Origin of the sequence: Vreelandella boliviensis LC1 (assembly GCF_000236035.1) — a bacterium.
In the GTDB taxonomy this organism is placed as follows: Bacteria; Pseudomonadota; Gammaproteobacteria; order Pseudomonadales; family Halomonadaceae; genus Vreelandella; species Vreelandella boliviensis.
Genome location: NZ_JH393267.1, coordinates 1 through 2,560, shown reverse-complemented (window position 1 = coordinate 2,560; position 2,560 = coordinate 1). Strand labels below are relative to the sequence as shown.

Below are 2,560 nucleotides of genomic sequence, written 5' to 3'. Positions count from 1 at the left end.
CCAGGTTCTCTTTAGCGGACATTAAGCCTTTCCTTGATCCAGTAGTCATCTGCGGCTTCCTCAACGCTGAGGATGGTCGACATATCTTCCGGCATCGCCGTCAACGGTGCAGGTGCAGGGTAGATGCGTCTGCTGGGGCGCAGCGGTACCTGAGTCGCTTCACGAAATTGTACCTGAATGTCCCAGCGGTACTCGGTCACGCTACCGAAGCCTCGCATTGGCTCGTTGGCCGGAGAGTGCACATAGTAGGTGATGTGCTGTGATCCCAATTGGGTAAGTGCAGGCTGAATTCGCTTCGAAGACACTTCCTCCCAGCTGCTGCCGCCCGGTGAGCGGTAGTGGGCACCTTGTATCAAACGTAACACTGCCACGTCATTCAACTCGATACCCATACCCGGTAGGGCGCTGCGCACCTCAATGGCGGTATTGATTGCTTGGCGCGCATCGAAATGCTCCTGCCATAGACGTCCAATCGGCTGGGCGGTTTCATTAGGTGAGGTATGTGTTCGGCCAAGTTTAGCTAACAGGGCGTCGCGTTCCTGGGGGGCAACCCTATGCAATGAAACCTGAATATTGGCGAATAGGCTTTGCAGTCGATAGTAGGCTTCTTCCGGCTCTTCGAGCCATGGGGCCTTGCCATGTTGGTCGCCGAAAGGCCCGTGCTTTATCCACTGCTCTAGCGGCCCATCGGTCAGTAGTACACCCGCTATACCACCACCAAGCAGTAACGCTAGGCCCACCCAGCCCACCGGGCCGCTAAATAGCATTAGCACGGTGGCACCGGCCGCCGCCGCACCGTAGGCCATAGCCGCATCGGTATCGCCTTCCCGTAAACGGTCTATGGCTTCCCAAGTCATGCTTACGGCCATCAACAGTGCAGCCCCTTTAGTAACTAACCAGTTGACACGAATCAGACTCGGGAAAAGACGGCTAAAGTTATTTGCTTGACCATTAATTAACAATACTCTTTGGCTAAACTGACTTACGCTGCTTATTACTCGTGACGTTTGATGGCGACGAGCGATATAGTCGCTTAGATTGAAGGTAGCTAGGGTTAAATCAACAACTGCTGCTCCCATAGCTACCCTGCTTTTTAAACTGTCATTATAAATTGCGTTAAGCGACTGCCCCAAATTCACTGCCTGAACAATCACCATGACATAGGGCAAACGAGTAACATTAGTAGCACGCTCTACAAAGCCGATTCGACTTCGACCTCGACGCACTAGGTCAACAGCGCGTGAGTCGGCGGGGGCAAAGACAAAGCGCACCTCGCGGGCTTCGCCTAGCTCTCCCATGGCGTTTATCCGTTGCTTGTTAGTGCCGCCTAGCAACTCTCCGCTGGAGGTGCGGTAGATCTCGCCGTAGAACTGGCGGTGATTATTGCGAGCGATGTACTCCCTTTCAGCGGCATCGACACCAAACCGCAAGCCGGTTTCTACGTCTTCCACGCCGATCAGTATGTAGCGCCCCAGGTCTACGTCTCCCATCGGCTGGAAGGTGAGGTCGCCGAGCAAGCGGTGAAGAGCCCCGCGGGAGGCATTGAAGGGAGGCATGTATAGTTTTCCCGCCACGGCCGTGCGTTGACTTTCATCTGCCACTTGGGCCAGTAGGTTCTGGCCGCTTTCGGTTATTTTCGAGAACACCGTATCGAGGGCATCAGCCCAGCGCTTGAGCTCGCCTGGCGCGCTGGTACGCGCCATAGCGGCCAACAAGGACGCCTCAAAGGTCTGCAGGTCGTCCTTGTCCGGTACTTCGCTGCGCTCACCTTCCTCGGCCAGTGCTTTAGCTCGGAAACGGCCACTACCGTCATTGAACTCATTCTCTGGCAGTATGAAGGGTTGCTCGGCGGGGTGGGTATCACGGTCGGGGAAGCACATGGCGTGCAATGGCTCGCTGCTGTCCTCCTCCAGCAAGGCAAGCAGGGTGCGCTGAGCCTTTCCGGCATTCGCCGTATGGAACAGGCTGGGGATATCCTCGTCCACCAGGGTGTCGACACGCTTTGGATCGAGACTCAGCGCGGTGAAGCACTGCTCTGCGAAGCAGAAGCCGCTGACGTAGTCGCTGCCCTCGAGACTGAAGTAGTCGGCCAGCACCCGTTGGTAGTCTGCGCTAGCCAGCAGGTCAGCTAGCCGCGTCTGGTGAAACTCCCAAAACTTATGTGCAATATCGCGAGACAGCGTGGCCACGCTGGTGTGGAACTCCCCACCTAGATAGTTTAGTGCTGGTTCCGAGGCGAAACGCCGCAACGGATTATTTTCACCGCCGATCCGCTCGGGCATGACGCGCTTTTGAAGCAGTACGGCGCTGCGATAATGCGGCCGAGAGGCGCAGCGCTCAAGCAGCAGCGTTAGGTAATTTTGAGCCAACTGTGCCTGACTAAGGGCATGGCGTAGTTCGAACAGGGAATCGTTAATGACAAGCCCTGGTATCTGGCGTTCTCGTGCATCTGCGAGGATGTCGTTACCTTCGGGAAGGTCGTCCCACACCGGCGGTTCGTCGTCCTCTTGCACCTGTGTGGCATCGCGATTGGAATGGCATACCACTTCAACGGCGGCGG

Annotated in this window: 1 protein-coding gene; it reads right to left on the bottom strand. The window is 56.4% G+C overall.

The window, feature by feature from the left end; genetic code table 11:
- Positions 1-11: 11 nt before the first annotated feature.
- Positions 12-2,560: hypothetical protein (locus KUC_RS20180; RefSeq protein WP_040481810.1), on the bottom strand; the 2,549-nt coding region annotated here is incomplete at its 5' end.